We start from the raw sequence: 23,002 nt of genomic DNA on the forward strand, positions 1-23,002 counted from the left end.
TCGCGCAGATGGTCCCCTTCCTCGACGGAAGGGGACCATCTGCGCGATTCGAGGCGGGAGCTACGCGTCGCGCGAGCGCCAGAGCAGCCAGACGAAGTACGGGGCACCGATCAGCGCGACCACGAGTCCGGCCGGCAGTTGCGCGGGGGCGATGACGGTACGACCGATCGTGTCGGCCACCCCCACCAGGAGTCCGCCCAGCAGCACCGCGACCGGAATCATCCTCGAGTGCCTCGCGCCGACGAGCGCCCGCGCCGCGTGCGGAGCGACGAGACCGACGAAGCCGATCACGCCGATCGCCGTCACGCTCAGAGCCGCGAGCACGGCCGCCACGACCAGCAACGTGAGCCGCACCGGCTCGAGACGGATGCCGACGAGCCGCGGGGTGTCCTCGTCGAGCGACAGCACATCGAGCTCGCGGCGGCTCATCACCACGAGCGGCAGGGCGATGGCCAGCACGATCGCCAGGGGCAGCACCTGCTCCCAGACACGGCCGTAGGTGGTGCCCGAGAGCCAGGTGTAGATCTTCGGAGTGTCCCAGGGGCTCGACCTCAGGAGGAAGAAGGTCGTGAGCGAGACGGTGAAGTACGAGACGCCGATGCCGATCAGCAGGAACCTGTCGGCGTTCAGACCACCGCGCCACGACAGCAGGTAGACGAGGACGAAGGCCAGCAGCGCTCCGGCGATGGCACCCGCGATCATGCCCGCGGTCGACGAGACGGCGCTCGTGATCACGAGCACCGCGCCGAGTCCGCCCCCGCCCGTGACACCGAGGATGCTCGGGTCGGCGAGGGGGTTCCGACTCACCCCCTGGATGATGGCGCCGGAGAGCGCGAGCGCTCCACCGGCGACGACCGCGGCCACGATGCGCGGCGCCCGCTCGTCCAGCGCGAAGGCGATCGCCGCCGGCGCCTCGCCCTGCAGCCACAGCGCGATATCTCCGGTCAACAGCCACGTGTGCCCGGCGAGCAGGCCGAGGAGCAGCACGCCGGTCACCCCGAGCACCACGACCGCCAGGGTGATGCGGAACCGCGCCCCGCTGCGCACGCCGAAGCGCACCCGCGGAGGCTCCCGCGTCGGGCCGGCGTCGCGCAGGCGTCGAGCCATGAGCACGAGCACGATCGCCCCCAGCAGCGTCGTCGCAACTCCGGTCGGGATGAGGATCGCCGCCTCGGCCCCGATGATCGCCCGCAGCAGAGCATCCGAGAGGATCACGACGATCGCGCCGAGCAACCCGGCGGCCGGGATCAGGAGCAGATGGCGGTTCAGGCTCGGCACCACCCGCGTCAGCAGGCGGGCGAGCACGGGCGCGCACAGCCCGACGAAGCCCATCGGCCCCGCCAGCGTCACCGATACCGCGGTGAGCGTGACGGCGAGCAGGATGCCGACGGCCCGCGTCGATCGGATCGGCACGCCCAGGGAGGATGCCGTGTCGTCGCCGAGCGCCAGGATGTCGAACCGACGCGCGAGCACCAGAGCAGCCGCCGTCACCACGACCACGACCGGGGCGGCTTGCAGGAATGCGGTCAGGCCCAGCTGGGACAGGCTTCCGCTCCCCCACGCGAGCAGCCCCTTGGTCTCTTCGTCGAACAAGATGAGCAGCGTCGAGGTGCCGGCCTGGAACGCGAGCGCGAGGGCCGTGCCCGCCAGGATCAGCCGCGTGGTGGACGAACCCGCACCGCCGGCGAGACCGAGCACGATCCCCGCCGCGACGATGCCCCCGGCGAATGCGACAGCGCCCGAAGCCCACACTGGCACGGCGATGCCGAACGCAGCGAGTGCCGTGACAGCCAGGTAGGCGCCGGCCGTCACCCCCAGCGTGTCCGGCGAGGCCAGAGCGTTACGGGCGAGCGACTGGAGGAGGATGCCGGCCACGCCGAGCGCCACACCCACGGCGACGCCGGCGGCGAGACGCGGCACCCGCGACCCCCACAGCACCTCGGTCTCCGCGAACACCGCACCGCTGGTGCCCTGCGTGAGATGCCAGCACGCGACGGCGACGAGCACCACGGCCAGGGCCACGAGGACGCCTATGCCCGTGAGGAGAGCCCCGGCCCGGCGTCCCTCCGCCTCGTCGGGTGCGACCGCAGGAGCCGGACGCGCCGACTCCGTCGCGGCCGTCTCGTCGAGGCGAAGGGCACCCGTCACTTCGAGAGCACCTCGAGGTAGCCGTCGATGATCTGCTGGGTGGAGCGCGGGCCGCCGAACGTCCAGATCCCGGCGGGGAAGGCGGTCAGGCGCCCCTCGGCCACAGCGGGAAGCGAGGTCCACGCCGGGTTGTCCTGCAGCGCGTCGATGAAGCTCTCCGACTCGGGATCTTCGGTGCCGGTGTAGAACAGACTGGCGTCGCCGACCGTGGTCATGCCCTCCACATCGGTCTGCCCGAGGCCGTAAGCGGGGTCGACCTCGCCGGTCCACGCGTTCGTGAGTCCGAGCTTCTCGCCGATCTCACCGACCAGCGACCCCTGACCGAACGGACGCAGCGCGACATTGCCGCCGTCGACCCAGCCGTCGAAGAACACGAACTCCTTCGTGGGCAGGTCAAGATCGGCGAGCTCGGCAGAGGCAGCGTCGAGGTGCTCCTGGAACTCGTCGGCGACGACCTCGGCGCGCTCCTCCCGCCCTGTCACCTGGGCGATGAGGTCGAGCGTGCCGAGCATCTTCGCGATGGGGTCGGCGGCATCCGCGCCGACGGTCGCGAGCACGGGCACGTCGTAGGCCTCGAGCTGGGAGACGATGGGGTCGTCCGCCGCACTGACCTCGACGATCACGAGGTCGGGCTCGGTGCCGAACAGCGTCTCCAGGTTCGGCTCCTGGCGGGTGCCCACATCGGTCACGCCCTCCGGGAGCTCCTCCGCGGTGACCCACGTGCTGTAGCCCTCGGCGTCGGCGACCGCGACCGGCGTGACGCACAGCGACAGCGCATCCTCGATCTGCTGCCACTCCAGCACCGCGATCCGCTCGGCCGGCTTGTCGAGCTCGACCGTGCGACCGAGGTCGTCGGTGACCGAGACGGCGCCCGTCGAGGTCGCGGTGGTGTCGTCGTCGCACCCCGCGCTCGTCGACGCCGACGCATCGGAGGCGGTGGGGGCCTGAGTGGTGCCGCAGCCGGCCAGGGCCATCACGAGCGCGCCGCCGAGGGCGACCAGGGCGAGGGATTTCTTCTTCATCGTGTTCTTCCTCCGGGAGGGTGGGGGTCAGGATGTCGCAGCGGCGCGATGGCGTCCGTGGTGTCGACCGCGCGGGAGCACCCGGACGAGGCCGGTCTCCTCATCGATCTCGGTGTCGATGCGCAGGCCGTAGACGTGCGAGAGATTCGCGCCGGTGAGCACCTCGGCGGGAGTGCCGACCGCGTGCACTCGACCGGAGTGCAGCAGCACCACGTCGTCCGCCACCGATGCCGCGTGGTCGAGGTCGTGCAGCACGACGCCGAGGGCGGTGCCGTGGTCGTCGGCGAGCTCGCGGATCAGATCGAGAGTCTCCACCTGGTAGCGCAGGTCGAGATGGTTGGTCGGTTCGTCGAGCAGAAGCACGCCGGTCTCCTGCGCCAGCGCGGTCGCCAGCCACACGCGTTGGAGTTCGCCTCCCGAGAGCTGGTCGACGGGACGGGAGGCCATGGCGCCGAGTCCGGTCAGGGCGAGCGCACGGGCGACAGCGGCACGGTCCGCATCGCTGACGCCGGAGAATCGGCCCCGGTGGGGGTGGCGACCGTACGCCACCACGTCGGAGACCTCGATGCCGGACGGATGCGGCCGCGACTGCGAGAGCATCGCGACGGCCTTCGCGAACTCCTTCGCAGAAAGGGCGGCGGCGTCGCGGGTCTCGTCTCCGGCGATGCGCACGCTCCCCGCCTCGATGCGGTGCAGACGCGCGAGGGCGCGCAGGACGGTCGATTTGCCGCTGCCGTTCGGGCCGATGAGCGCGGTGACCCGGCCGGGAGCGAGCTGTAGCGACACGTCGTGCACCACCCGGGCACGGCCGTATCCGAGCACGAGGGATCGGCCGTGCAGGGAGGGGGATCCGGTCGTCATCTCAGCCTCGCATGGCGACGCCGCGACGCCAGTAGCCCATGAACGCCACCTGCCCGCGATCGATGCCGAGGTCCTTGACCAGGTGGCGACGCAGCGTGGTGACCACGCCGCTCTCCCCCGCGATCCAGAAGTAGCGTTCGGCCGCAGCATCCCCCGTGGCGATGTCCTCGCCGAGACCGGAGTAGTCCGGCGTCTCCCACAGCAGGTCCTCACCATCGATGTCCTTCACCCGGATCTCGTCCGTGGCGTCGGCGTCGCCGAGGTGGGCGAGCACGGCGGGGATGAGCCGCAAGCCGTGCGGCTCACCGATGTCCCGTGGCAGCCAGTGCACCTCGACCCCCGAAGGTGCGTCGATGCGGAGGACGTCGGCGGGCGAGGGCACTTCGATGAAGGCGACGCCGCGCAGCTCCTGCGGTGCGTCCTCGAGGATGCGGGCGATCGCCGGAGCGGCGGTCTCGTCGCCGGCGAGCACGACCGATGCCGCGGTCCCCGGCGCGAACTCGGCCCCTCCGTGCGCGTCGACATCCACCCCGCGGCGGGGGCCGACCAGGTAGAGCTCCTGCCCGACCGCGGCCTGGCTCGCCCACAGGGACGCGGGTCCGGTCAGTCCGGGTTCGAGGTGCAGCACGAAGTCGACGTCCACCTCGGTGCCGGTCTCGTCATCGACCCGCAGCTCGCGCACGGAGTAGGTGCGCATGGACCCGCGCTCCTCCTCGGGCACCGCGAGGAACGCCTGCCACCAGTTGTCGGATGCCCTGTCGAGCTCAGGCAGGACTCCGGACGCGGGCGGGAACACCAGCTTGATGCGGCTGTCGAACACCTCACCCGGCGTGCCGAACTCGCTCAGCTCGTCGCCGCCGAACGTCACCCGCACGAACGAGGGCGAGACGCGCGCGACCCCCCGTACCTCGGCGCGGGTCAGGATGTAGGTCGGACGGTCGGTCGTGGTCGTCTCAGCGGACATGGTGCCTCCCGATGGGTGTGACCATCGGCTTGCCGGAGACCGGATCGATGGTGATCTGATTGGCGAGGCCGAAGACCTCTTCGACGAGTTCGGCGGTGACGATGTCCTGCGGCGCACCGGTGGCGTGCACCCGCCCGTCCTTCATCGCCACCAGCTCGTCGGCGTAGCGGGCCGCGAGATTGAGGTCGTGCAGCACCATGACGATCGTGGTGCCGCGCGAGACGCTCAGGTCGGTGAGCAGGTCGAGGACCTCGACCTGGTGGGCGACGTCGAGGAAGGTGGTCGGCTCGTCGAGCAGCAGGATGTCGGTCTCCTGTGCGAGCGCCATGGCGATCCACACGCGCTGGCGCTGACCGCCCGAGAGCTCGTCGACGCTGCGGTCGGCCAGGTCGGAGATGCCGGTGGCGTCGAGGGCATCCGCCACGACCTCGTAATCGTGGGCGCTCCATCGGGCGAGCATCTTCTGATGCGGGTGCCGTCCACGGCCGACCAGATCGGCGACCGCGATGCCCTCGGGCGCGACCGGCGACTGCGGCAGCAACCCGAGGATGCGCGCGACCTCCTTGGTGGGGCGGGCGTGCACCGATCTGCCGTCGAGCACGATCTGGCCGTCGCTCGGAGACAGCAGGCGCGCCAGCGAGCGCAGCAGCGTGGACTTGCCGCATCCGTTCGCCCCCACGATGGTGGTGATGCGACCGGGGGCGATCTGCAGGTCGAGGCCGTCGATGATGGTGCGGTCACCGTAGGCGAGCGTCACCCCCTCGGCGGACAGGCTGTGCGAGACGGTCATAGCGAACCCCCGGAGCGGTTGGTGCGGATGAGCAGGTAGATCAGGTACGGCGCGCCGACGACGCCGGTGATGACGCCGACGGGATAGCGGGTGCCGAAGGCGAACTGGCCGATCAGGTCGCCGCCGAGCACGAGCACGGCTCCGACGAACGCCGACGGCAGGAGCAGGTTCGCGCCGGGGCCGGTGATGCGCGCGGCGATCGGGCCGGCCATGAAGGCGACGAAGGCGATGGGGCCGGTGGCCGCGGTCGCGAACGCGAGCAGCGCGACCGCACCGAGGATGAGGAGCAGGCGGGTGGCGTTGACCCGGATGCCGAGACCGGCCGCCGAGTCGTCGCCGAGCTGAAGCGCCCCGAGCGCGCGCCCCTGCGACAGCATCAGCGGCACGATGATCAGGGCGGCGATCGCCATCGGCAGCACCCGCTCCCACGAGGCGTTGTTGAGGCTCCCGGTCAACCACTGCATCGCGGTCTGGATGTCCCAGTTCGCGGCGCGCGACAGCATGTACGAGATGACGCTCTGCAGCATCGCCGCGACGCCGATCCCGATCAGGATGAGTCGGGTTCCGGCGAAGCCGCCCTTGATCGAGAGCAGGTAGATCACGAGGGCGGTGACGACGGCGCCGCCGAGAGCGAGCAGCGACACGACCGGCCCGTTCACGGACAGCACGATGATGCCGAACACGGCCGCCGCACCGGCACCGTTGGAGATGCCGATGATGTCGGGCGAGGCGAGCGGATTGCGCAGCATCGTCTGGAAGCACACACCCGCCATTCCGAATGCGATGCCGGTGAGGACGGCGAGCACCGCACGAGGAAGTCGGAGGTCTCCGACGGTGAACGAGGCTCCGGGCACCGTCTCGCCGAGGATCACGCGGATCACCTCATCCGGCGTGTAGAACGTGTTGCCGACCATGAGCGCCACCGCGAAGAGGGCGAAGACCAGGACGCCGAGGACGATCGTGGCCACCGCATGCCGGCGGTGGCGCGAGCGACGCCCCGCGACGATACGCGCGATCCGGGCGGATGCCGGCTCGTCGACCCGGTCGAGGGTGTGCTCGGTGTGCTCTGTCATGCTCACAGCTCACGCACCTTCTGCCGGCGGACGATCCAGATGAAGAACGGGGCGCCGATGATGGCGGTGATGATGCCCACCTGGATCTCCTCCGACGATGGCGCGATCACGCGCCCGACGATGTCGCTCGCGGTCAGGAGGGCGGCGCCGGCGATGGCCGAGAACGGGAGCAGCCAGCGGTGATCGGTGCCCACGAGCATGCGGCATACGTGCGGGATGATGAGCCCGACGAAGCCGATGGGGCCGGCGATCGCGGTCGCGGCCCCGGCGAGGATCACCGCGCCCAGCGCCGAGATCATGCGCGTGCGGAACACGTTCTCCCCGAGCCCCTTGGCCATCTCGTCTCCGAGGGCGAGGGAGTTCATGCCCCGGGAGCACAGGAAGCAGATCAGGGCGCCGATGGCCAGAACCGGTGCGGTGAGCGCGATGCGCGGCCACTCCGCGCCACCGACGCCGCCGATCTGCCACGACTGGAACGTCTGCAGCAGGTCGACGCGGGGCAGCATGACGGCGCTGATGAGCGAGGCGAAGGCGGCCGAGGTGGCGGCACCCGCGAGCGCGAGCTTGAGGGGTGTCGCTCCCCCGCGTCCGAGGGATCCGACCGTGTAGACGAAGACGGCGGCGAGCCCTGCTCCGGCGATCGCGAACGCCATCTGGCCGTAGGGGTCGGCGAGACCGAAGAAGGCGATGCCGCACACCACGGCCAGCGAGGCGCCGTTCGAGACGCCGAGGATGCCGGGGTCGGCGATGGGGTTGCGCGTCACGGCCTGCATGGTCGCGCCGGAGAGGGCGAGTGCCGCACCGACGAGGAGGGCCAGGACCGTGCGGGGGATGCGCTTGACGATCGCCGCCTGCGCGATCGTGTCGGTGTGACCGGTGAGGGCTGCGGCGATGTCGTCGAATGAGACGGCGCGCACGCCGAACGAGATCGACAGGATGGTGAGGACGACGAGCACCACGAGCCCGATGAGGAGCCAGAGGGTTCGCACCAGCACCGGGCGCCGCAGGTCTGCGGCCCCCGGTGCGGGCGCGATGACGGTTGCTGAGGTCACTGGGTATTCACTCCGCGGAGGCGGATCGAACGATTACGGAGCGAGCGGTGCAGCCAGGAGCGCGAGGTAGTCGCCGAGACCCCACGGAATCGACAGCGGCGACGGGTTCGCGGAGGCCGCGATGGGGGTGGCGTCGGGAAGGACCGCGATGCGGCCCTCGGCGATCGCCGGGATCTTCGACAGCAGCGGGTCGGCCTGCAGGAGCGGGATGATCGACTCGTCACCGTAGGTGATGAACAGGTCGACGTCGTCGAACTTCTGCGCCTCTTCCGCGCTGACCGTCAGGTAGAACTGGTCGCTGTCCTTGTTCTCCTCGACGATCGAGGGGAACGGCAGACCGAGATCGTGGAGATAGCCCGGGCGGGTGTCGATCGCCGTGTAGTACCCGATCTGGCTCAGGTCGGTCGGGTCGATGTAGGAGAACAGGACCTTCTTGTCCTTCAGCACACTGTTCGCCTCGAGCGCCTTCTGCGCGTCGGCGTCCAGCTGCTCGATCAGGGCGTCGCCCTCCTTCTCGAGGCCGAGGGCCCTGGAGTCCATCTCGATCATCTCGTCGACCGAAGTGCCCCAGGCGACCTTCGGGTAGGCGATGACCGGAGCGATCTTGGAGAGGGTGTCGTACTCCTCCTGCGTGAGGCCGGAGTAGGCGGCGAGGATCACGTCGGGCTCGGTGTCGGCGACGGCCTCGTAGTCGATGCCGTCGGTCTCGTCGAACAGCACCGGCGTCTCGGCCCCCATCTCGTCGAGCTTCTCCTCGACCCAGGGCAGCACGCCGTTGTCGTCATCGTCGCCCCACGACGCCTTGCTCATGCCGACCGGAACGATGCCCAGCGCCAGCGGCACCTCGTGGTTCGCCCATGCGACGGTCGCGACGCGCTCGGGCTTCTCGGTGATCGTGGTCTCGCCGTAGACGTGCTCGACGGTGACGGGGAAGGCGTCGTCGGATGCGGGGTTGCCGCCGGCGGTCGAGGTCGACTCCGGGGCGGAGGATGCGCAGGCGGAGAGACCGATGGCGAGCGCGGCGGCCGCGCCGATGGCGAGGATTCGAGAGGTGCGCACAGGCGTTCCTTCGGGTTCGGGGTGAGGGGGCGGCGCGTCACTTGCGCCCGGGCCTTTGGTAAGCCTCGCCTAATCTAACACGGAGGTTAGGGGAACCTCACCCCGGATTCCCGGCCGCGTGCTGCCTCTCGAATCGCGCGATTCGCCGCGAATCGCCGCCGGTTGGGGCCATTCACGCGATTCGAAAGCTGCGGGTGGCACGAAAAAACCGGCCGGATCCGTGAGGATCCGACCGGCTTCAGGAAGTCAGCGCGCGCTCAGAGAGCGCGGATGTTCGCCGCCTGCATGCCCTTGGGGCCACGCTCAGCGTCGAATTCGACCTTCTGGTTCTCGCGGAGCTCCTTGAAACCGGAGCCGGCGATAGCCGAGTAGTGGGCGAAGAGGTCGTCCGAGCCGTCATCGGGAGCGATGAAGCCGAAGCCCTTTTCCGCGTTGAACCATTTCACAGTGCCAGTGGCCATGTGTTTCTACTTTCTGTTGACTTAGCCGTTTACACGGCCTACGCCGAATCGGAACATCCGAGACGCGCGCACAGTCACGCTACCACGGCAGGCTGGGCAGGGACACGGAACTGTCGATTCTTCTGCACGAGAGCAGCTTCGGTGCGTGTGCTCACGCCGAGTTTGCGCAGCACGGCCGAGACGTGCACGCTCACGGTCTTGACGCTGATGAACAGCCGCTCGCCGATCTGCCGGTTGCTCAGCCCTTCGGCGATCAGCTCGAGCACCTGCCGCTCGCGAGCCGTGAGCAGGTCGTCGCCCGACGGCGGATCGGCGGGGGCACGCAGTCCGGCATCGGTGGCGAACCGGGCGACCGCAGCCCGCACCTGGGCGTTGCCGAGTGCCTCCGCGAGGCCTGCCGCCTCGGCGAGCACCGACGCCGCGGTGACGCGCTCCCCCTCGTGGACGAGCAGACGCGCGCGCTCGAGCCGGAGCACGGCGCGGAAGACGACCGGTACGTCTTCTCCCTCGGCATGGTGGAGGGCCGCATCCAGGGCGTCATGGCGCGGGTCGAGCAGCGCATCGAGGATCGTCGACCACGCGTCGTCCTGCAACTGCGCGGGTTGCGCGCACCACGCCGCACGGACGGCATCGGATGCCGTCGTGGTGTCGGCGCCCTCGGCGCGCAGCTCGGCGATGATCGCCCCGCCCTCCAGCAGCAGCCGGCGCTGGTGCAGCAGCGCCGGATGTTCGTCGCGCAGCATCTCGAGAATGGTGTCGAGCGCCCTCCGGAGATTCCCCTCACTCTCGGCCACAGCCACCGTCATCATGATCCGGTCGTACCAGATCTGCCGCTCCGAGCCGCCCGTCTCCTCGAACGCCGGCAACCACTCCTGCAACAGCTCTGCTGCCTCGGCCGACCGCCCGCGCCAGGCCAGCACCCGCACGCGGGTCATGCTCATGTACATGCGGAACACACGCAGGGTTCCCTGCACGAAGTCGCGCGACAGCATCTCCTCGACCCGCTCGATCTCGCCGAGTTCGAGCAGGGGCACCACCATGTTCTGGGCCATGATCGACCCCGAGGTGCGTTCGACGCGGAGCTCGCGGGCACGCCGCAGTCCCTCTTCGGCGACCTCGACCGCCTCGCGGTAGCGGCCCAGCAGCGTGAGCAGGTCGGAGTAGTTGACGCGATAGCGCATCTCGGCCGTCGTTCCGGCCGCGAGCTCACGCGCCCGCTCGTACTCGCGCACCCCTTCGTCGACCCGGCCGAGGTGGGCCAGGGAGCCGCCGCGCACGTTCGCGGCGATCGACAGCTGGTCGGTGGAGTCGGCTCCGGCCGCCCCCAGCTCAGCCTCATCCGCGAGGCGGATCGCCTCTTCTCTGTCGCCCGCGATCATGCGCCGGCTCGCGAGCTGGTTGAGCAGCTCGGCCCGGAACACCTCGTCGCCGATGCGCTCCTCCGCGATGGCCAGGGCCTGCTGCAGCAGCGGGATCGCACCGAGGCGTCCGAGGTTGACGAGGTACAGCGCCTTGTTGCGCAGGAGTCGGGCATGCAGACGCGGGTCCACTGTGGCGGGGTCGATCTCGGCGAGCGCGACGTTCGCGACCGCGAGCGCCCGCTCGCCGTCGCCCGCATTGCGCAGGATCGATCCCAGCACGAGGAGCAGGTCGAGTCTCTCGACGCGTGCCGCCGCGGCGGCGTCGGGCACGAGCGGCCACAGTTCCAGTGCCAGTTCGCCGAAGCGGGCCGCGCTCGCGAACGCGTACTGCCCCTTCGCGTGGCGCATGGCGTCGGCGGCGGCGACGAGCGCCTTCCGATCGTCTTGCGCGAGCTGCCAGTGATAGGCGAGGGCCGCGGCGTCGCTGGTATCCGACCCCGCGCACTGCGCCTCGAGCGCCTCGGCATAGGCGCGATGCAGGCGTGCCCGCTCGCCGGGGAGCAGGTCGTCGTGCACGGCCTCGCGCAGCAGGGCATGCCGGAACCGGTAGTCGTCGTCGCCCACGACGAGGATGCCGCTGCGCGTCGCCTCGCGGATCGCCTCGTCGAGGCGTTGCTCCGGCAGATCGACGAGGCCCGTGATCAGCGGATGGGAGAGCGGACGCTCGGCGCCGGAGACGACCTGCACCACACGCCGCGCATCGTCGCCGAGCCGGTCGAAGCGGGCGAGCAGCAGGTCGCGCAGACCGTCGGGGAGCGGGCCGTTCGCGCACCCCGCGATCTCCTCGATGAAGAAGGGCACGCCCTCGGCCCGCTCCTGCATGCGATCGAGGGCGCTCTCGGTCAGCGCCCGGCCGGTGATCTGCTCGGCCAGCTCACGAACCGCGGCCTCGTCGAGCCGGCCGAGGGTGAGGCGCTCGAGCAACCGCGCGCGCGTCGCCTCGCCGATGAAGCGGCTCACCGCATCCCCGCGGCGCACATCGTCAGTACGACAGGTGAGGAGCAGCAGGATGCGGCCGCGGCTCAGCGCCCGCAGCAGGAAGGAGAGGATGGCGAGCGTCGACTCGTCGGCCCAGTGCAGGTCTTCGACCACGAGCACCTGCGGGGCGCGTTCGGCCGCCGCCTCGATGAGGGAGGCGATCGCATCGCGCAGGCGCTCGGGGCTGGTGCGGTCGCGATCGGTCGGGGAGTCGACGAGTTCGGGGAGCAGCATGCCGAGTGCCTCGACCCCCACCCCCACCGACTCGCGCACCCGGTCGACGCCCATGCGTGTGACGATCGAGCGGAGGATGCCGGTGAGTGGCCCGTAGGGCGTGCGCGAGGCGCCCAGATCGAGGCACCAGCCCACATGCACGTCGGCGGTCGGCGCGATCTCGGCGGCGAACTCGCGCAGCATGCGGGACTTGCCGATGCCGGCCTCGCCCTCGACGAGCAGCGCGGCCGGGACGCCGTCGCGCACCCCGGCGAACGATCGGCGCACCTCGGCGAGCTCGGCCTCGCGGCCGACCATCGCAGCGCTCGACGCGGAAGGGGGCATGGATTCATCGTCCCACCCCCGACCGACATTCGGGACGGTCTGCGGTTCGCGCTGTGCGACGCCGCTCACTGCGCGTGTGCCGCCGCCGCTTCGCATCCGCCCGCGACACGAGCCGTCGTCGGGGCGGTCGCAGACGTGGCGACCGCCGTGCGACCGAACGCGCGGCGCAGCATCCGCCGGACCACCCCTTCCGGACGCGGCACGATCTGGTCGGCGTGCTCGATCAGACGCAGCCTCTCCGCGGCGGCGCGCTCCATCTGCTCCTGGTCGTGCCGGGTGAGCTGCTGGCTGAGATACGGGTGTTCGTACATGGGGTTCTCCTCGACGGTTCGCTGTATCCCTACAGTCCGCTCTGAGGCACCCACGGGGCATCGGGCAGTTGCCCTATCTTTCGTGCATGCCGCTCTAGGGATGCCGGGCGCGCATCAGCGACAGGCGCGCGGAGGGGCGAGACCGGGCCGGCACCAGGATCGCGAGAACCCGAACGAGCGTCGCCATCCACAGGAGTCCGAGTCCGACGACGACGGCCTCGACAGCGGTGGCCGAGAAGAGACCGAACGGCACCCACAGCACGATCGCCGCCGCCAGGAGCAGACCGACGCCGATCGAGGTGATCAGGAGCGCTCGGGGGTGCCCGGGAACAGCGGCGACCGTGGTCGCGGCCGCCACGACGAACAGGACGAGCGTGGAGACCGCGGCGATGTCGTGCGGGATGGGCACACGATGCAGCGGCAGCAGCCCGACCGCAGCCAGTGCGATTCCGGTGGCCGCCCACGACGCCACGACGACGGCGATGCGGAAGAGTGCGGAATCCCCGAGCAGCCGGTGCAGGTCACGACCGATGTACGAGCCGACGGTCGCGATGAGAAGCCCCGCGACCAGGAGGGTGCCGTTGAAGGCCCACGAACCGGAGCCCAACTGGGAGAAGTTCTGCTCCCACCAGCGCGGATCAGCGGCCGTGATCATGGCGAACAGGGTGCCGATCACGAGGAAACCGAACAGGAGCGCGGCGAGGTCTGCCGTGCGCAGGTCGACGCCGGCGCCGAAGGCGAAGCGCCCGCCGATCGCCGCCGCCAGACCGGTGAGCAGTCCGCCGCCGATCGCCGCGAGCTGCAGTCCCTGGAGCCCGGCCGCGAGCACCTCGGCGGCGAGCAGCACTCCCATCGTCGTGACGGCTCCGAACGCGACGGTGAGGGCACCAGCCGAGAGATCGGAGACCACCGCCTGCCAGCGCGGCATCGGCCTCGTCTCGCCCCCTCGGTGCATCAGTGTGCTCGTGAGGAAGGCGCCCGCCGCGATCGCTCCGGCGATGAGCGCGGCGGGCATCGCGAGCGCCCCTTCGCCCGTGAGCGGGCGGCCGGCACCGCCCAGGACGAGCATCCCGATGAGCGTGCCGATCACGAAGCAGATCGCGGTCGCCCAGACCGCTCTCGTCTCGCCACGCAGCTTCGCGTCCCGCTCCATGCGCCCATGCAAGCACGCACCTCGGACGGGCGGAAGCCCGCCCGCCCGAAGCGATGCCGTCCGCGGAGAGTCAGGCCGCCAGGCGACCCACCGCTCTGGCGCGGATGAGCACGGCCGTGCCGTCGGAGTAGGCCACCGGCAGCTCTTCCACCGCGACGACCTCGATCGTCGTGGGATCGGCGCCGGCGAGCCGGGCACGCTCGGTCGCCTCGGCGGCGGCGTCCGCCCGGGATGCCCGCTGGTCGGTGGGATCGACGCGGTAGATCTTCTCGATCTGGCCGGCGACCTCGCCGAGGGCCGCCCCCACCGCGTTGGCGGCGCCGAAGTGATCGGGGCGGATCAGCTCCGCGACACCGTCGAGCACGGTCGGGGCGATGATGCCGCCCCCGCCGACCAGGATCACCGGCACCGGCGCGGCGTTGGGCTTCATCCGATCGATCGAATCTTCGAGGATCTCGCGCATCGCGGTCCAGGCCGCCGCACCGACCGCCGAGGGAAGGGCCGGAGCGTCGAGCCCGTCGATCTCGGCACCACCGACCGCGAGCGCGACGTCGGTGGCCGTGAGGGTGCTGCCGCCGAACGCGAGACCCTCCTGCGGAAGGCGATAGCCCACGCTGTCCGGGCCGACGGTCGCGCCCGCAGGCGTCTCCCGGATGATCGTGCCGCCGCCGAGGCCGACCGACAGCACGTCGGGCATACGGAAGTTCGTGCGGATGCCGCCGATCTCGACCGCGTGCGCCGACTGCCGCGGGAACCCTTCGACGAGCACGCCGATGTCGGTCGTGGTGCCGCCGATGTCGACCACCAGGGCGTCGGTCGCGCCCGAGAGGTGCGCGGCGCCGCGGATCGAGTTCGTCGGACCGCAGCCGATCGTCAGCACCGGGAACTCGAGCGCGTACTCGAGCTGCATGAGGGTGCCGTCGTTCTGGCCGAAGTACGGGGTGGCCGGGATGCCCCGCTCCCGCAGAGCGGCGACGAAGCCCGCGGCCATCTGCCGCAGCGTCTGCATCAGCGCCGCATTCAGCACCGTCGCGTTCTCGCGCTCGAGCAGTCCGAGCGAGCCGATCCGGGCCGACCGCGACACGGGAACACCCAGCTCTTCCGTGACGATGGCCGCGACCCGCTCCTCCTGGCTCTCGTCGATCGGCGCGAACACCCCCACGACGGCGACCGCGTCGACCTCGCCGCGCATCCGTGCACAGGCCTCGCGCACGGCATCCTCATCGATCGGGGAGAGCACCCGGCCGTCGACCTCGAAGCCGCCGTCCAGCAGGTGTGCCTGCTCGCCGATCGCCGCACGTAGGTCGTCGGGCCAGCCCTCCAACGGCGGGACGGCCGTGGTGGCCGGTGCACCGAGGCGGAGGATGCCGACGCGACCGAGACCGCGCCGCTCGACGATCGCGTTGGTGCAGTGAGTGGTGCCGAGCATCGCGTGCCCGATCAGGGCGGCGTCGACGCCGGAGGCCGCGAGCACGGCGTCGATCGCCGCGGCCACGCCGTCGCCCGTGTCGGCCGTGGTCGGACGCTTCACCGAGGCGACCACGTCGAGCCGCTCGTCGAGGATCACGGCATCGGTGTTGGTTCCGCCGACATCGATGCCGATGCGATAGGTGCCGGCCATCACGCGGCCTCCTCGTCCGTCGGGCGCGCACCGGAGCGCTGCGCGATGTCTTCGACGGGAACCCACTCCACGTCATAGCCGAAGTGGGTGGGACCTGCCGTCTCCAGCCCGATCGGCGTGCGCCACTTGTCGTTGCAGGGGATCGCGATGACCGCGACCCGCGCGCCGTAGCGGAGGGACTCCGTCGTGATGGGCATGCCGGTCGCCAGATCGAGCACCGCGATCAGGTCGGGGGTCACCGCCGCCAGCACGCCGTCACGGCGCCCGAGCAGCATCTCGTTCTGGAAGTCGAGGCGGAACGCACTTCCCCGGTCGGCACCGACGCCGACGAGTTCGGCTGCTCCCCGCGTGAAACCGCCGTCGACGGAGCGCTGCAGGTCGGCCACCTTGCCGTCGAACAGCCGCACCGCGGCGAGGTCGGCGCACAGAGCGTCGATGCGCTCGTCGTCGCGCAGTTCGCGTCCGCCGCCATCGCGCCCCCGGAGGATGCGTCCGATGCGCTGGGCGAGCCCCAGAGTGCCCGGGATCGCGCACTCGCGCACGACGTCGCCGCCGTAGGCGTAGTCGATCATGGTCGCCCCTCCGCCCATCTCGACGGTGACGGCCCGCGCGATGCGCTCCGACCAGCCGCCGTCGACCGGGCGGCTGACCACCTCGTTGCCGTGGTGGTCGACGAGCACGGTCGTACCGGGCCCATAGCCGGCGAGATGGAACGTGACCATCTGCGCCTCCGGGAAGGCGCGTCCCATCGCGTCACCGTCGACCACCGGGAGTCCGGCGAGCGCGGCGGCCGCGATCGGGATCATGGAATTGCCTCCACCGACCTCGATCGGCATCACGGCCGTGGCCTTGCGACCCACCGCGCGTTCGATCGCCTGCAGGGCCGCGAGCAGCTCGGATTCGGCCTGGATGCGCTCCACGCTCACGGAAGGCGCTCCGATCCCGCCGATCGGGATCACGAAGTCGTCGTCGGTCAGGTCGTCGACAGCCACCAGCGGCACCGGTCCGTGCAGGCGGATGAGGCGCTTGGCGATGAGCGAGCCGACGTGCGGGTCTCCTCCGCCGCCGGTACCGAGCACCGCGGCGCCCAGGGCGATCTCGTCGATGTCGGCTTCTGTGAGGAAGGGAGCGGTGGTCATGCGCTCACCTCGTCCGTGACGGGGGCGGCCGGGTCCGGTGCCACGCGGCGGCGGAGCGGAAGCAGCAGGAGGTAGGCGACGAAGCCGACGAGGAGACCGTCGAGAGCGGAGATCGAGGTGATCGTGAACCAGCCGAAGCCGGGACCGTCCGCCGGGTTCGTCGTCGCGACGGCCACGACGATGCCGACCACCCAGGCCGTGATCGACCACCCGTCGACCAGCGGCACGGTGGCGCCGTGCGCCCAGCGCGCGGTCTTTCGACCGGTGAAGAACGACGCCAGGTACACGCCGCCGTAGGGGGCGATGATCGTGCCGATCACGAGGATGAACTGCACGAAGTAGTCGGCCGCGCCGATCACTCCGACGACGATGCCGATGGCGCCGAGCACGATGGTCACGGTGCGGCGGCTCAGGCGCTCGCTGATCGACGCGAACGAGAGGCCGGCCGAGTAGAGGTTGGTCGTGTTCGTGGTCCACTGCGCCAGGATCAGCACGACCACGGCGACGCCGCCGAGACCGAGGGCGAAGAAGATCGCCATCAACTCGGTGCCGTCCATGATGCGGGCGAGAAGGATCGCGACGACCAGGATGATCGAGTTGCCGAAGAAGAAGCCGACGAACCCGGCGATCATGGCCTGCTTCGGCGTCTTCGCCCACCGCGCCATGTCGGGGGCCAGCACGACACCGAGGATGAAGATGCCCATCACGAGCGACACCGCACCGCCGAACGTGAACGTCGCCTCGACCGGGGCCTCGAGCCCTGCCGCCCCGTTCACCGTGAACGCCACGACCACGCCGACGATCAGCAGGAGGAGGAGCAGCGGCACGGCGAGGGTGCTGAGGCGGTTGATCGAGCGGTAGCCCCAGAACGCGGTGATCGCCATGAGCACGCCACCGATCGCGGTGAACACCTGCACGGGTACATCGATGCCGGTGAACTCGGCGAACGCGATCTGCGCGTTCGCTCCGAAGAAGCCCGCCTGCACGGCGTACCAGCCGACCAGGCTGATCGCGATCGCGAGGGCGAGGATCGCGCCGCCGATGCGCCCGAACACCGCGCGGGAGATCATCGCGGTGGAGAGCCCGGTGGCGGCGCCGACGTAGGCGCAGGCCATCGCGAGCAGTCCGAGCAGCAGCGAACCGAGCATCGTCGCGCCGATCGCCGGCCAGAAGGCCATGCCGGAGGCGAGCGAGACACCGAGGAACGCCCCAGAGAGGTCGATGCCGATCGCGATCCACACGGTGGCGATCGACAGCCAGCTCTTGCGCTGATCCTGCGGCACGACACCGTGCTCGTAGTCGGTGGTGGTCATCATCTTGTCCTTGAGAAGTGGCCCTGCGAGTGCGTCGGCGGGGATTCGGGTTCCCGGAGTGCGGACGACTCGCAGGGCGGGTCGGGGGGCGGCCTGTCATTGCGGCCGTGTCGTGCGATGCCGGGTCGGAGTTCGTGGCTCGGTGCCGGCGGGTCAGGCATGTGCCGCGTCGATGCGGCGGTGGTTCATCGGGAGAGCGTGGTGTTCATCGGGAGAGGATCGTGGAGAGGTGCCGCCAGGCCTGGTCGAACCGTTCGCGGTAGACCTCGGGCGTGTAGTGGGTGAGCTGCAGGAAGAGGCCGTCCATGACGACGAAGACCAGTGCCGTGAAACCGTCTGCATCACCGGCGACGAACGTCCCCGTCGCGACCCCGTCTTCATATGTCTGGCGCACCGCGGCGGCGAGGGTCGACTCCGAGTCGAGGAAGATCTGCCGCAGCTGCTCGCCACCGGGACCGTATTCGGTGACCGCGGCCCGCAGGCTGAACTCCGCGAGGTCGGGCCGGTCGCGGTAGTAGGCCTCGATGCCGCCGAGGAGGTGCTGCAGACGCGCGAGCGGCTCCATATCGGAGCTGCTCCGCACGAGCTCGTCGAAGAACGCGGTGTGATCGATCGACACCGCGGCATACACCTCGGCGTAGAGCGCCTCCTTGCTCGAGAAGTGCGCGTAGAGCGAGGGCGTCTTGATCCCGACGGCTTCGGCGATCTCGCGCAGGCTCGTCTCGGCGTAGCCCTGGCGCGCGAAGATCGTGCGGGCCTCCGCGAGGATCGTTGCTCTGGTCATCTTCCGCCTCAGACTCGTTACCTAACGACTGTTAGTTAGGCAGAGCGTAACCCCGCATCTCCCCGCGACGCAAGAGCCGCGCTCGGGGCATCCGCACGACTAGCGTTGAGGTCATGCGCATCCCCGCCGCGATCCGCGCCTCCCAGCGCTCCCCGCTGCTGCAGGTCGTGAAGTCGGCCGCGGCGACCATCGCGGCGTGGCTGATCGCCGGATGGGTGTTCCCCGCACAGCTGCCCGTCTTCGCCGCCATCGCCGCGCTGCTGGTGGTGCAGCCCAGCGTGAACCAGTCGCTGTCGAAGGCGCTCGAGCGCAGCATCGGCGTGATCGCCGGTGTCGTGATCGCCGTCGCACTCGGCCTGCTGCTCGGTTCGCCGAGCTGGATCGTGCTGCTCGCGATCGTCGTCGCGATGCTGGTGGCGTGGATCTTCCGCGCCTCGCCCGGCACCGGCAATCAGGTCGCGATCTCGGCGATGCTGGTGCTGGCTCTGGGCTCGTCGAGCCCCGAGTATGCGTTCGCCCGCATCGTGGAGACGCTGATCGGCGTCGTGATCGGCATCGTCGTGAACGCCCTGATCGTGCCTCCGGTGCTCGTCGCGCCGGCCCGTCGGGACGTGGGGCTCCTCGGCCTCGAGCTCGCCGCGAGCCTGGATCGCCTGGCCGACGCACTGCCCGAACCCCAGACGCCCGCACGGCTGCAGGAGCTGATGTTGGAGGTACGGCTGCTGCGGCCGATGAAGGAGGCCGCCGAGGCCTCGATCGCCGCCGGAGAGGAATCGCTCACTCTGAACCCGCGGCGCTCGACCCATCGTGCCGATCTGCGTGAGATGCGGGCGCTGCTCGACCGGCTCTCCCCGATCGTCACGCAGACGATCGGCATGACCCGGGCCTACTTCGACCACTACGACGACCGGATCGGCGAGGAGCCCGCCGTCGCCGCGATCGCCGAGCAGCTGCGACGGGCAGGGCACGACGTACGGCTCGCCGTGCAGGTCGCCGATGCCTCGCCGGAGCCGGACACCATGACCTCGGCGATCCCCGCGCTCACCGCTCCCCTCGTGATCCGGCCGCCGTCGTCACAGCACTGGATCCTGATCGGTTCCCTCATGGAAGACCTGCGCCGCATCAGGGGCGAGCTGCTCGACGAGGACTGAGCCCGCCTACTCTGGAGGCATGTCCGACATGACCGTCGCCGAAGCCCTCGGCGAACTCGCCGCACTGGAAGACCCGAAGATGCGCGCCGCCAACGAGAAGCGGGGCGACGACCACGGCATCAACCTCAGCCGGATGCGGGCACTGGCCAAGAAGATCAAGACCGACCAGCCCCTCGCGCAGGAGCTGTGGGCGACCGGCGAGACGCCCGCACGGCTGCTGGCCCTGCTGATCTGCCGCCCGCGCGACTTCACCGCCGACGAGCTCGACGCCATGCTGCGCGAGACCCGCCCACCCAAGGTCAACGACTGGTTCGTCAACTACGTCGCCAAGAAGACCCCGCTCGCCGAAGAGCTGCGGCTGCGGTGGTTCGACGACGCCGACCCCACGGTGGCTGCTGCAGCCTGGTCGCTCACGACCGTGCGCGTCATGAAGGACGCCGACGGCCTGGACCTTGCGCACCTGCTCGACCTGATCGAGCGGGACATGAAGGATGCGCCGTCGCGCCTGCAGTGGTCCATGAACGAGACCCTCGCGAACATCGGCATCTTCCACCCCGAGTACCGCGCCAGGGCGCTGGCGATCGGCGAACGCCTGCAGGTGCTCGCCGACTACCCGACCGCACCCGGCTGCACCTCGCCCTTCGCCCCGCTCTGGATCGGCGAGATCGTGCGGCGACGCGAGGGGTGATCGGCGCGGTATCGCCCCCGGGGACACGGGTGCGCGGGCGCGGCGGGATGAGGCTGGCTACGCTGAGGCCATGAGCACCCACATCGCCGCAGAGCCCGGTCAGATCGCCCCCATCGTCCTGTTCCCCGGCGACCCGCTGCGGGCGAAGTGGATCGCCGACACCTTCCTCGACGATGCCGAGCTGTACTCCGAGACGCGCGGCATGCTCGGCTTCACCGGCACCTGGGAGGGGCATCGCGTGTCGGTGCAGGGCTCGGGCATGGGGCAGCCGTCGATGGCGATCTACGCGAACGAACTGTTCGACGCGTACGACGTGCAGACGATCGTGCGGGTCGGCTCGTGCGGAGCCCTGACCGAGCGCGTCAAGATCCGCGACATCATCATCGCCAACGCCGCCAGCACCGACTCGGGCATCAACCGGGTGCGCTTCCACGGACTCGACTTCGCGCCCGTCGCCGACTTCTCGCTGTTGCGCGCCGCGGTCGAAGCGAGCGAGGCCGAACCCCTGGAGTCGACCGTGCACGTGGGTCAGCTGTTCTCGAGCGACCAGTTCTACAGCACCCGCCCCGAGCTCATGGAGCCGTTCGTGCAGCACGGCATCCTCGGCGTCGAGATGGAGGCCGCCGGTCTCTACACTCTCGCGGCGTACTACGGTCGGCGCACCCTCGCGATCTGCACGGTCAGCGACCACATCGTCACGGGCGAGGAGACCTCGGCGCAGGAGCGCGAGCAGACCTTCGGCGACATGATCCGCATCGCTCTGCGCGCCGCCACCGCGGTCTGAGCGTCCCCGGCGCGCTCGGCCACTACGGCGTGTCGCCGACCGCGTGCGGACGGGGCAGAGCCAGCATGGCGCCGGTGTCGGTGAACTCCTGCTGGATCTCGTCGTCGTGCCGGTACGTGACGAGACTCACCACGACGGCCGCGATCAGAGCGAGAACGAAGGCGGGAAGCAGTTCGTAGAGCCCGGTGTCGAGAGCCTTCCAGATGAACACGGTCGCGGCGCCGACGAACATCCCCGCCAGGGCACCCCAGTTGGTGAGCTTGCGCCAGTAGAGACTGAGCAGGATGACCGGGCCGAATGCGGCGCCGAATCCGGCCCAGGCGAAGGAGACGAGTCCGAGGATCGTGTCGTTCGGGGTGATCGCCAGCACCGCGGCGACGATCGCGACGCCGAGCACACCGAGCCGCCCCATCAGCATGAGCGTCTTCTGCGAGGGCGGCGTGCGCCGGAACACGCCGTACAGGTCTTCCACGAGGGCCGAGGAGCACACGATCAGCTGGCTGGAGATCGTGCTCATGATCGCGGCGAGCACGGCCGCCAGGACGAGGCCGGCGACGAACGGATGCAGCAGCGTCTGCGACATGAGCAGCACCACGGTCTCGGGGTTGGCGAGGTCGACGCCCGTCTTGGCGATGTAGGCGATGCCGACCAGGCCCGACAGCACGGCGCCGCCGAGCGAGACGATCATCCAGGAGATGCCGATGCGTCGAGCGCTCTTCGCCTCCTGCGGCGAGCGCAGAGCCATGAACCTCACGATGATGTGCGGCTGTCCGAAGTATCCGAGGCCCCAGGCGAGCGACGAGACGATGGCGAGGATGGTGCCGCCCGTGAGCGCCGTTCCGGAGAGCATGGAGAGGTGGTCCGGCGCCACCTCGTTGATCAGCTCGCCCGTCTCGGCGAGTCCCCCGATCGCGACGATCGCCGCCACCGGGATCACGACCAGCGCGATCACCATCATCAGTCCCTGCACCACATCGGTCAGTGACGCACCGAGGAACCCACCGAAGAGCGTGTACGCGAGCGTGACGCCCGTGACAAGCAGCATGCCGGTGAGGTAGTCGCCGTCGAACGAGCTCTCGAAGAAGACCCCACCGGCGACCATGCCGGAGGAGATGTAGAGGGTGAAGAAGACGAGGATGACGACACCGGAGACGACCCGCAGCAGTCGCGTCGTATCGCGGAGTCGATTCTCGAAGAAGCTCGGCACCGTGATGGAGTTGCGCGACACCTGCGTGTAGGCGCGCAGCCGAGGAGCCACGAGCAGCCAGTTCAGGTAGGCGCCGATGGTGAGGCCGATCGCGATCCACGCCTCGATGAGACCGGAGACGTAGATCGCACCGGGCAGCCCCATCACGAGCCAGCCGGACATGTCGGAGGCCCCGGCGCTGAGGGCGGCCACCCACGGCGGCAGATTCCGTCCGCCGAGCATGTAGTCCTCGTGATCGCCGGTGCGCCGGAAGGCTATCCATCCGATGAGCAGCATCGCCGCGAAGTACACACCCAGCGCGGCGAAAGTGAAGATCTGGTCGGGCATCGTCGTCCCCCCCTCGCGGTGGAGTCACCGCATCCGGTCGTCGTTCGATGATGTCAACCGCCGGCGGTGCCGCCCAGACGTCGCCCGGCGCGGCGGCATGTCGGTCCCGCAGAGCAGGTGCCCCCGCGCATGAGGGA

At 70.1% G+C, this 23,002-nt stretch carries 20 protein-coding genes; 3 read left to right on the forward strand and 17 right to left on the reverse strand.

Going from position 1 to position 23,002, the window contains the following annotated elements:
- Nucleotides 1-60 precede the first annotated feature (60 nt).
- The 16 genes from L687_RS23995 to L687_RS41735 all read right to left on the reverse strand — a co-directional run bounded on the left by L687_RS23995 (nt 61) and on the right by L687_RS41735 (nt 18,708).
- Nucleotides 61-2,148 (reverse strand): iron ABC transporter permease, encoded by a 2,088-nt coding sequence (locus tag L687_RS23995; protein ID WP_021198335.1) that lies wholly within the window; start codon nt 2,146-2,148, stop codon nt 61-63.
- Nucleotides 2,145-3,170, reverse strand: a complete 1,026-nt coding sequence (locus L687_RS24000) for an ABC transporter substrate-binding protein (RefSeq protein ID WP_021198336.1) — start codon at nt 3,168-3,170, stop codon at nt 2,145-2,147. Before L687_RS24000 ends, L687_RS23995 begins: the two co-directional genes overlap by 4 nt.
- 27 nt (nt 3,171-3,197) lie before the next feature.
- Nucleotides 3,198-4,031, reverse strand: coding sequence for an ABC transporter ATP-binding protein (locus tag L687_RS24005; protein ID WP_021198337.1), 834 nt, complete (start codon nt 4,029-4,031; stop codon nt 3,198-3,200).
- Between the two features lies 1 nt (nt 4,032).
- A complete protein-coding gene (locus L687_RS24010; protein ID WP_021198338.1) occupies nt 4,033-4,995 on the reverse strand; it encodes a siderophore-interacting protein in 963 nt (320 codons plus the stop codon).
- Nucleotides 4,985-5,785 carry an ABC transporter ATP-binding protein gene (locus tag L687_RS24015; RefSeq protein WP_021198339.1) on the reverse strand — a complete coding sequence of 267 codons (801 nt, stop codon included), beginning with the start codon at nt 5,783-5,785 and terminating at the stop codon, nt 4,985-4,987. Before L687_RS24015 ends, L687_RS24010 begins: the two co-directional genes overlap by 11 nt.
- Nucleotides 5,782-6,858 carry a FecCD family ABC transporter permease gene (locus L687_RS24020; RefSeq protein WP_021198340.1) on the reverse strand — a complete coding sequence of 359 codons (1,077 nt, stop codon included), beginning with the start codon at nt 6,856-6,858 and terminating at the stop codon, nt 5,782-5,784. Before L687_RS24020 ends, L687_RS24015 begins: the two co-directional genes overlap by 4 nt.
- Nucleotides 6,859-6,860: 2 nt before the next feature.
- Complete coding sequence (locus tag L687_RS24025) at nt 6,861-7,910, reverse strand: FecCD family ABC transporter permease (protein ID WP_021198341.1); 1,050 nt, start codon at nt 7,908-7,910, stop codon at nt 6,861-6,863.
- Between the two features lie 33 nt (nt 7,911-7,943).
- The gene (locus tag L687_RS24030) at nt 7,944-8,969 is read right to left on the reverse strand and encodes an iron-siderophore ABC transporter substrate-binding protein (protein ID WP_021198342.1); all 1,026 of its coding nucleotides are present in this window, start codon (nt 8,967-8,969) and stop codon (nt 7,944-7,946) included.
- Between the two features lie 257 nt (nt 8,970-9,226).
- Nucleotides 9,227-9,430 (reverse strand): cold-shock protein, encoded by a 204-nt coding sequence (locus L687_RS24035; protein WP_017831237.1) that lies wholly within the window; start codon nt 9,428-9,430, stop codon nt 9,227-9,229.
- Nucleotides 9,431-9,504: 74 nt separating this feature from the next.
- A complete protein-coding gene (locus L687_RS24040; RefSeq protein WP_167253613.1) occupies nt 9,505-12,387 on the reverse strand; it encodes a helix-turn-helix transcriptional regulator in 2,883 nt (960 codons plus the stop codon).
- 65 nt (nt 12,388-12,452) lie between these two features.
- Nucleotides 12,453-12,698, reverse strand: coding sequence for a hypothetical protein (locus tag L687_RS42670; protein WP_021198344.1), 246 nt, complete (start codon nt 12,696-12,698; stop codon nt 12,453-12,455).
- Between the two features lie 94 nt (nt 12,699-12,792).
- Nucleotides 12,793-13,851, reverse strand: coding sequence for a hypothetical protein (locus L687_RS24050; RefSeq protein ID WP_021198345.1), 1,059 nt, complete (start codon nt 13,849-13,851; stop codon nt 12,793-12,795).
- 70 nt (nt 13,852-13,921) lie between these two features.
- Complete coding sequence (locus L687_RS24055) at nt 13,922-15,472, reverse strand: hydantoinase/oxoprolinase N-terminal domain-containing protein (protein ID WP_021198346.1); 1,551 nt, start codon at nt 15,470-15,472, stop codon at nt 13,922-13,924.
- A complete protein-coding gene (locus L687_RS24060) occupies nt 15,472-16,611 on the reverse strand; it encodes a DUF917 domain-containing protein (RefSeq protein ID WP_021198347.1) in 1,140 nt (379 codons plus the stop codon). The genes L687_RS24055 and L687_RS24060 overlap by 1 nt, the downstream gene beginning before the upstream one ends.
- A complete protein-coding gene (locus tag L687_RS24065) occupies nt 16,608-17,924 on the reverse strand; it encodes a cytosine permease (RefSeq protein ID WP_231479821.1) in 1,317 nt (438 codons plus the stop codon). The genes L687_RS24060 and L687_RS24065 overlap by 4 nt, the downstream gene beginning before the upstream one ends.
- 205 nt (nt 17,925-18,129) lie before the next feature.
- A complete protein-coding gene (locus tag L687_RS41735) occupies nt 18,130-18,708 on the reverse strand; it encodes a TetR/AcrR family transcriptional regulator (RefSeq protein ID WP_021198349.1) in 579 nt (192 codons plus the stop codon).
- Between the two features lie 113 nt (nt 18,709-18,821).
- On the opposite strand from L687_RS41735, the gene L687_RS24075 reads away from it, so the two are divergent.
- The 3 genes from L687_RS24075 (at nt 18,822) to deoD (ending at nt 21,331) form a co-directional block, all read left to right on the forward strand.
- Nucleotides 18,822-19,859, forward strand: coding sequence for an FUSC family protein (locus L687_RS24075; RefSeq protein WP_021198350.1), 1,038 nt, complete (start codon nt 18,822-18,824; stop codon nt 19,857-19,859).
- A 19-nt stretch (nt 19,860-19,878) separates the two neighbouring features.
- Nucleotides 19,879-20,547: a DNA alkylation repair protein gene (locus L687_RS24080; RefSeq protein WP_021198351.1), complete on the forward strand. Its 669-nt coding sequence runs from the start codon at nt 19,879-19,881 to the stop codon at nt 20,545-20,547.
- A gap of 70 nt (nt 20,548-20,617) precedes the next feature.
- On the forward strand, nt 20,618-21,331 hold the full coding sequence (deoD, locus tag L687_RS24085; protein ID WP_021198352.1) for a purine-nucleoside phosphorylase: 714 nt from the start codon (nt 20,618-20,620) through the stop codon (nt 21,329-21,331).
- A gap of 22 nt (nt 21,332-21,353) precedes the next feature.
- Here deoD and putP read toward each other — a convergent pair whose 3' ends face one another.
- Nucleotides 21,354-22,865, reverse strand: a complete 1,512-nt coding sequence (putP, locus tag L687_RS24090) for a sodium/proline symporter PutP (RefSeq protein WP_021198353.1) — start codon at nt 22,863-22,865, stop codon at nt 21,354-21,356.
- Nucleotides 22,866-23,002: the final 137 nt, after the last annotated feature.

It is taken from the genome of Microbacterium maritypicum MF109 (assembly GCF_000455825.1).
GTDB classification, from domain to species: domain Bacteria; phylum Actinomycetota; class Actinomycetes; order Actinomycetales; family Microbacteriaceae; genus Microbacterium; species Microbacterium maritypicum_A.